Below are 7,390 nucleotides of genomic sequence, written 5' to 3'. Positions count from 1 at the left end.
CGGTGGCGTGGCGATTGAAACGCCGTTCGGCAAACTGCTCGGCGCCAATATCACCCACGACCCGGAAACCGGCCTGGGCTATTGGACCTTCGATGACTTCCAGAAAGTGATGTCCGAAGGCCATAGCAAAGGCGGCAAACGCCTGTACGGCGCCATGCCGTTCACCGCGTATACCAAGGTGCGCAAGGAAGACAACCTGGCCATCTGGGCCTATCTGCAAACCCTGGAGCCGGTACACAACCGGTGGAAACCAACCAGCTGCCGTTCCCCTTCAACGTGCGTACCAGCCTGATCGGTTGGAACATGCTCAACTTCAGCCAAGGCGAATTCGCCCCCAATGCGGAGAAACCCCGCAATGGAACCGTGGCGCCTACCTAGTTGAAGGCCTGGGCCACTGCGGCACCTGCCACACGCCGAAAAACCTGATTGGTGGCGACAAGAACGGCAGTTCCTCGCCGGCTCCAACCTGCAGGGCTGGATTGCCCCGGACATCACTGCCACGCCCACAGCGGCATTGGCAGTGGAGCAACGAAGACCTGGTGGAATACCTGAAAACCGGCGCCAACCGGTTCGACATCGCCTCCGGGCCCATGGCCGAAGCGGTGGAAAACTCCACCCAACACTGGACCGATGAAGACCTGATGGCCGTGGCGGTGTACCTCAAGGATGGCCAACCGGCCACGCCAACGCCGCAAGCGCTGGCGGCGGACAATCCGGCGATGGTGGCCGGCAAGGCGATCTACGCCGACCGCTGCTCGGCGTGCCATGTCGGGAGCGGCGAAGGGGTGAAAACCTGTTCCCGAAACTGGCGGCGGCACCGCTGGTTAACAGCACCGACCCGACCTCGCTGATTCGCGTGGTATTGGCCGGTAGCCGTGCCGGCGGCACCGAAGCAGCGCCTACTGCGCCGGCTATGCCGTCGTTTGCCTGGAACCTTAGCGACGAGAACATCGCCGACGTGCTCACGTATGTGCGCAACACGTGGGGAATGCGGCGCCGGCGGTTTCGGTAGGTGAGGTCAGTGATTTGCGCGGGGATCTGCGCCCGTAACGTTTACGCGTCTGCGTAGGAGCTAGCTGCTAGCGAACGCCTTTTCCAGGTTTTCGCGAGCAAGCTCGCTCCTACAAACCAATATCACGCCGCTGGATAATCCTTGAGGCGCTGCCCGCTCCCGCGCCACCCTCCTGACACCCCTCAGGAGAACAATAATGAGCGACTACCGCACCCTCACCCGCCGCGACCACAATGGCGTGGCCACCATCGAATTCGACCACCCGCCCATCAACCTGATGGACCGCGACGTCATCGTCGACCTGCTCAAACTCGCCAAAAGCCTCGAAGCCGACACCGCCACCCGCGTGGTGCTGTTTCGCAGCGCCAACCCGGCGTTCTTCATCGCCCACTTCGACCTTGGCAGCCAACTGCACCAGCCGGCGCCGCCACTGCCCGAAGGCCAAGCCAGTTTGCTGAGCGCCCTGTTCACCCGCTTTAGCAAACTGCCGCAAGTGACCATTGGCGAACTGCGCGGCCGTGCCCGCGGGGCCGGCAGTGAATTTCTGCTGGCGCTGGATATGCGTTTTGCCTCGAAGGAACACGCCGTGCTCGGTCAGCCGGAAGTGGCGGTAGGTCTGTTGCCCGGCGCTGGCGGCACGGTGCGGTTGGCGCAGATGGTCGGCCGTGGCCGGGCGCTGGAAATCTGCCTGGGCGGCAACGACTTTGATGCTGAAACGGCCGAGCGCTACGGCTGGATCAATCGTGCCCTGCCGGATGCCGAACTAAGCAGCCATTGCGACGCCTTGGCCCAGCGCATCGCCGGTTTCCCTCCGGCGGGTATTGCGCATATCAAGGCCGTGATCGATCAGGTAAGTGCCGCACCAGCGGATGCCTTGGTACAGGAATCGCAACGTTTTGGCGCCGATATGAATGCGCCCGCCACCCTCGAGCGGGTGCAGTGGTTGATGGATAACGGCGGGCAAAAGATAGGGACATGGAGCGGGAGTTGGGGGCGAATCTGGCGCGGTATCCAGACGCGGTGTAAGGCGGAACATTTATCGAGGCTGAAGCCTCTCCTACAAAAACCCGATCCATGTAGGAGAGGCTTCAGCCTCGATACTTTTTAAGCCGGCCGCAATATCGCTACGGCCTGCTCCCCGTACTGCACCACATACCCGCCATGCTCGCGTTGCCAATCACGAGCCATGGCGGCGTTGGTGAACCAGGTTTTTCAAAATCGCCAAGGCGCCGGCGTCTAACCGATAGCGGTCCAGGCATGCGGCCTCGCGACTATCGATCACCGCTTTGCACGCCACCCAATCGGCGTAACCCAATTCCACCGCCAACAGGCGCAACAGCGTTTTCAACTGCAACTCGCCACGCTGGCGGTGCAGCGCCGACAAACTTAAACCACCGCTCAATTTTGCCGCGAGTAACCGGCGCAAGACCGGCAGCGCCACACTGACTTCCGCCGCACGGGCATGACGAAGCAAACGGCGAGCGTGGCTGCGTAGAAAGTCGCTATGGGTACGGGGGGGACAACGGGTTGGATGTAGACCACATAAACCTTTCCTCTTCCAAGAATGCCGTTCTCGCTGCGCGTGGAGATTCAGGTGCGGTAAATCCGGATACGGAGAACCTACGACAGGTGCGGCTGGCTTTTGCGAGACCGGGCGCCCTGTCGCGCCCGGCGGCCAGTCTAGTCCTGAGCCAGGCGCTTGAGCAAGCGCGCCTGCAATTGCTCAAGCTCAGCCGCGTCGGCCTTTTGCGTGGCATGCGCGCCCAGCCCTTCACCCGCATAACGCGGCACGATGTGCATATGAATATGGAACACCGTCTGCCCGGCTGGCGCGCCGTTGAATTGGGCGACCTGCACACCGGCCGGCTCCAGCTCGGCGACGATCACGCGGGTGAGTTTCTGTACCACGGCTATCACCTTGGCCAGGGCCCCGGTGTCCACGTCCAGAATATTGCGTGCCGCCGAACGTTTCGGAATCACCAGGCTGTGGCCGAACGACTGCGGAAACACGTCGAGGAAGGCCAGTACATCGTCGTCCTCGTAGAGCTTGTAGCAAGGGGCATCGCCGCGAATGATCTGGGCGAAGATGTTCTGGTTGTCGTAGTCGCCGTGCAAGCTCATCAAGGTTCCGTAACGTGGGCGTTGACGGCGAACATTACCCGATCACTGGTGCTCCGGCGAAGACCGGGCAGAGGTGCCCGCCAAAAAATTCTGGGCCCCCGCCTGCGCGGGGGCGACGGTGCGGTATTCAAACCCCGAATAATTTGCAGATTTGCGAGCGCCTCGGCATACCGCCAGTTGCGTGGCCCGGCCCTTTACGGAAGAATCCCCGCCCTTAGCAAACCTGGCGGTCCTACCCTGGCCCTCCAGTCATGGCGGCCCTACCAATAATAAACAGCACCGCGACCCGCGCTTGCCCTACGCAAGCGACGACCCCTGTCGCCCCTCGCTGAACACAATCTAGAACACACGCACCTCCCGAGCGGCCACAAGCCTGAGGCGGGTTATTTGGCTTGGCAGAATTTAAGGAAAAACGCATGTTCAAGTATTTGTCACTGGCGCTCGCGGCATTGCTGCTGACGGCCAGCCCCTCGATGGCGGCAGCGGAAGATGGCGGCCCCATCGTCATCAAGTTTTCCCATGTGTCGGCAGAAAGCACGCCCAAAGAGAAGGCGCCCTGCTGTTCAAAAAACTGGTGGAAGAACGCCTGGCTGGCAAGGTGAAGGTTGAGGTGTACGCCAACTCCAGCCTGTTCGGCGACGCCGACGAGCTGGCCGCCCTGGCTGATGGCCGCGTGCAGATGCTGGCGCCGTCGCTCTCCAAGTTCGACAAATACACCAAGCGTTTGCAGGTGTTTGACCTGCCGTTCCTGTTCACCGACCAGGCCGCCGTCGACCGTTTCCTCAAACGCGAAAAAAGCCGCGAACTGCTGCGTTCGATGAACAGCAGCAATATCTACGGCCTGGGCTTCTGGACCAACGGCATGAAGCAGCTCTCGGCCAACAAGCCGCTGCGTACCCCGGCCGATGCCAAAGGTCTGGCCTTCCGTATTCAAGCTTCGAGCGTGCTGGAAGCGCAGTTCGCCGCGCTCGGCGCCACCACCGTGAAGCTGCCGTTTGCCGACACCTACAAGGCCCTGGAAAGCGGCACCGTACAGGGCACCGAAAACCCGTGGTCGAACTTTGTGTCGCAGAAATTCGAGAAGGTGCAGCCCTACGTGACCGTTACCAACCATGGCGTGCTCAGCTATATGGTGGTCACCAACAGTAAGTTCTGGACCAGCATTCCGTTCCAGATCCGCACCGAGCTGGAAACCATTCTGGACGAAGTGACCGAGTCGGTTAACACCACCGCCGAAGCCAACAACCAGCGCGATTACGAGCAACTGGTAAAGGACGGCAAAGCAAAGATCATCACCCTGACCCCGGCCGAACAAGCGGCCTGGCGTGAGGCGATGTTGCCGGTGTGGAAGCAGTTCGAAGGCGAGATCGGCGCCGACGTATTGCACGCGGCGCGCGCGGTAAACCGTAAGTAACTACAGGTCTCGCGCCATCAGCGACTGGGGTTTGTCCCAGCGTTGGAACTGCTCGACCAACACCCAACCGCGCTTGGCGTAATACGCCGCGCGGTCCTGGGTATGCAGATACAACCGCGCCACACCCTGCTGTTGCGCCCGCTCGCAAATACCTTCCACCAGCCGTTCGGCAATGCCCTGACCGCGCGCCTCGGGCGTCACAAACACACACGCCAGCCACGGCCCCAGGTCATCACGGCCGGGCAAATCCTCTTTGGCCAACGCCGCGCCGCCGAGCAATTGGCCGTTCTCCACCGCCACCAGACTGGGCCAGTCGCCGTTGTGTTGTCCTGCGGCAAATTCGGCCTGCCACTCGCTCAACGTCTGCTCGGCATATTCGTAATGAAACTGCTCGTACAGCCAGGTGGCCATGGTGGTGCTGTGTTCCATGTGGTCAGGCAGCCAAAGCAAATGCGCCACGGGAATTCCTTATCTGGAAAGGCGAGCCGCTTTAGCGCCGCTCGCACGGTGCGAAACACTCTACCGGGCTGGCGGGTCGTTGCGTGACACAAACCAGTGCAGCAGCCCGCCCCGTCAGTGCGCACACGCACCAATTCGACGCCACGAAGCCCCGCAGACGACGCCTAGCAACCACGCGTCGCCTCTAAAACGAGCGCGGTCCAGAACTTGCTACCAAAATGGCTCATTGCCAGCACCGGCAGCCACAACAGCGTTCTGTACAACGGAACGCTGGCAAGATCTTTGAGGAGTCGTCGTTCATGCAGTCCGTGTTATCCCAGGGATCCGTCTTCTAAGCCGCTTTGGCTTTGCCCGCAAGTTTCAACTGTTGTTTCTGCTGTTCGCCCTGCCCCTGGCCGGCAGCCTGTGGATGGTGGGCCAGACCTACCTCGCGAAAATGGCGGTCATCGCCAAAGAGCACAGCGGCGTACGCCAACTGCTGGCGCTCGATGCCGTCGACAGCCAGCTGGCCAGCCAACGCAACCTCGCCGCGCGCTGGAAAGCCGTGGACACCGCGCGCACGCGGGCCCGGAAGCCCAGCAAGCCATTGCCAAGCTGGACGCCGCCATGCCGGTGTTGCGCACCGCTTTCGACAACCTGACGAGCGTGCTGACCGCCGAAGGCGCCAGCGACGAGGTGCAAAAAACCTTGCAAGACCTGCAAGCCGGCGTGCCGCAACTGGAGTCGGCGAGCCTGCGCACCGTGGGGTGGTGGCCCGATGCGCTGGACCGCTTCACGGCGATGAAAGCCAACTTGCAAAGCCTGCGTGACCAGATCGCCATGGCCAACGGCCTGACCCTGGACCCCTCGGTAGAAGGCTACCTGCTGATGCAGATCGCCACCCAACAGGCCCGGATCTGCTCGAACGGATCGGCCGCCTGGCCAGCCTCGGTGAAGCGTCGGTGGCCGCCGGCCAGTTCAGCCTGCAAAGCCGCCTGCAACTGCGCGACCTGCGCGGGCGCATCAACGATGCCCGGGCGCAGCTGGATAAAACCGGCGCCACCCTGCAAGCGAAACTGCCGGCCGAACTGACTGGCTGGGCGACGCAATATGCCGCCACCCAGCAGCAACTGAACACCGAGCTCAAAGCCCTCGACGACGGCCTGTTCGGCGACACCATCACCCTGAAAGGCCCGGCCTTCCAGCGCACCATGGACAACCTGCTGCAAACCCTCAACGACCTGCGCCTGCAATCGCTGAACGCCTTGGATGCGCGCCTGGACTTCTACCACGACCGCGCCATCGCCCAGGCCATTCCGGTGATGGTCGGTTTTGGCATTCTGCTGCTCGCGGCCGTGTACCTGTTTGTGTGCCTGCAGAGCTCCATTCGGCGCAGCGCCAGTGGCATCACGACCCTCGCTCAATCGCTGCGTGACGGCGATTTGTGCGTAGAGGTGGCCGTGCATGGGCGCGACGAACTGGCCGCCATCAGCACCGCGTTGAACGTGGCCGTAGTGCAGTTGCGCACCAGCCTGCTCGGCGTCAACCACGAGACGTACCAACTCAGCGACGCCGTCATCACCCTTAACTCACAGTCCACCGACACCCTCGGCGAAGTGGAAGCGCAGCAACACCAGATCAGCCAGATTGCCACCGCCGCCACGCAACTGGCGGCCACCTCGCTGGGCGTGTCCAGAAGCTGCGAAATGGCCTCGGCCAGCGTGCAGCAAACCCGCGCCATTGCCGAAGCCAGCAACCGCGACAGCGAGCGCACCACCGCCAGCATTCAGGAACTCAACCAGCGCCTGAGCGAAACCGCCGAAGCGCTAGGCCGGGTGAGCGAGCAAGGGCAACAGATTCAATCGGTGGTCGACAGCATTCGCGGCATCGCCGAGCAAACCAACCTGTTGGCGCTTAACGCGGCCATTGAAGCCGCCCGTGCCGGCGATCAAGGCCGCGGTTTTGCCGTGGTAGCCGATGAAGTGCGCAGCCTGTCGCAACGGACCCAGGCTTCGACGCTGCAAATTGCCAACACCGTGGAAAGCCTGCGCGCAGCACCGTGCGCCAGGCCGTGGATCTGATGGAAGCGGCTGCGGCCAGGCGCAAAGCGACGCCAGCGCCGTGACCGGGGCTGGGTGTCAGCCTGGGCAAAATTGCCACGCCGTTCAGGGGGTCAGCGACACGCTGGCGCAAATCGCCACCGGCCGGGAAGAACAGGCCACCACGGCCGATGAAGTCAGCGCAGCATTCAGCAGGTGGACAGGCGGCGATTCGTTTACTACTCGTGGCGCCCGTGCGGTAAACCAAGGCGGCTGATCGGCTAAGCCGAGGCGCCGCGCATTGAACGACAACACGGCGCGGTTCAGCCTTGGTTAACGGGTTTTTCAGGCAATAAAAAGGCGCCC

At 62.4% G+C, this 7,390-nt stretch carries 6 protein-coding genes and 3 pseudogenes; 6 read left to right on the top strand and 3 right to left on the bottom strand.

Going from position 1 to position 7,390, the window contains the following annotated elements; genetic code table 11:
• From AC0V2S_RS19995 to AC0V2S_RS19980, 4 genes and pseudogenes are all read left to right on the top strand, one after another.
• Positions 1–292, top strand: a pseudogene (locus AC0V2S_RS19995) (cytochrome c); the annotation flags it as partial.
• 4 nt (positions 293–296) lie between these two features.
• Entirely contained in the window at positions 297–851 is a 555-nt protein-coding gene (locus AC0V2S_RS19990; protein WP_475511241.1) for a hypothetical protein, read from the top strand.
• On the top strand, positions 761–1,012 hold the full coding sequence (locus tag AC0V2S_RS19985) for a c-type cytochrome (RefSeq protein ID WP_475511240.1): 252 nt from the start codon (positions 761–763) through the stop codon (positions 1,010–1,012). Before AC0V2S_RS19990 ends, AC0V2S_RS19985 begins: the two co-directional genes overlap by 91 nt.
• Before the next feature lie 196 nt (positions 1,013–1,208).
• Positions 1,209–2,120 (top strand): enoyl-CoA hydratase/isomerase family protein, encoded by a 912-nt coding sequence (locus tag AC0V2S_RS19980; RefSeq protein WP_475511239.1) that lies wholly within the window; start codon positions 1,209–1,211, stop codon positions 2,118–2,120.
• Positions 2,121–2,189: 69 nt separating this feature from the next.
• Here the strand turns inward: AC0V2S_RS19980 and AC0V2S_RS19975 are convergent, their stop codons facing one another.
• Positions 2,190–2,486, bottom strand: a complete 297-nt coding sequence (locus AC0V2S_RS19975; RefSeq protein WP_475511238.1) for a hypothetical protein — start codon at positions 2,484–2,486, stop codon at positions 2,190–2,192.
• Positions 2,487–2,692: 206 nt separating this feature from the next.
• Entirely contained in the window at positions 2,693–3,133 is a 441-nt protein-coding gene (locus tag AC0V2S_RS19970; protein ID WP_475511237.1) for an HIT family protein, read from the bottom strand.
• A gap of 416 nt (positions 3,134–3,549) precedes the next feature.
• Here AC0V2S_RS19970 and AC0V2S_RS19965 point away from each other — a divergent pair.
• Positions 3,550–4,547 (top strand): annotated as a pseudogene (locus tag AC0V2S_RS19965) (TRAP transporter substrate-binding protein).
• Here the strand turns inward: AC0V2S_RS19965 and AC0V2S_RS19960 are convergent.
• Entirely contained in the window at positions 4,548–5,006 is a 459-nt protein-coding gene (locus AC0V2S_RS19960) for a GNAT family N-acetyltransferase (RefSeq protein WP_475511236.1), read from the bottom strand.
• A gap of 322 nt (positions 5,007–5,328) precedes the next feature.
• Between AC0V2S_RS19960 and AC0V2S_RS19955 the strand changes: the two are divergent.
• Positions 5,329–7,361: pseudogene (locus AC0V2S_RS19955) on the top strand (methyl-accepting chemotaxis protein).
• The last annotated feature ends 29 nt before the right edge of the window (positions 7,362–7,390 follow it).

The sequence above is a fragment of the Pseudomonas sp. CC11G genome (assembly GCF_056174845.1).
This window is presented reverse-complemented; position numbering and strand designations above follow the sequence as displayed.

Bases quoted from the DNA above. Each gene is read 5' to 3' on its own strand.
- AC0V2S_RS19980 (WP_475511239.1), top strand. From the start codon at position 1,209: ATGAGCGACTACCGCACCCTCACCCGCCGCGACCACAATGGCGTGGCC.
- AC0V2S_RS19970 (WP_475511237.1), bottom strand. From the start codon at position 3,133: ATGAGCTTGCACGGCGACTACGACAACCAGAACATCTTCGCCCAGATC.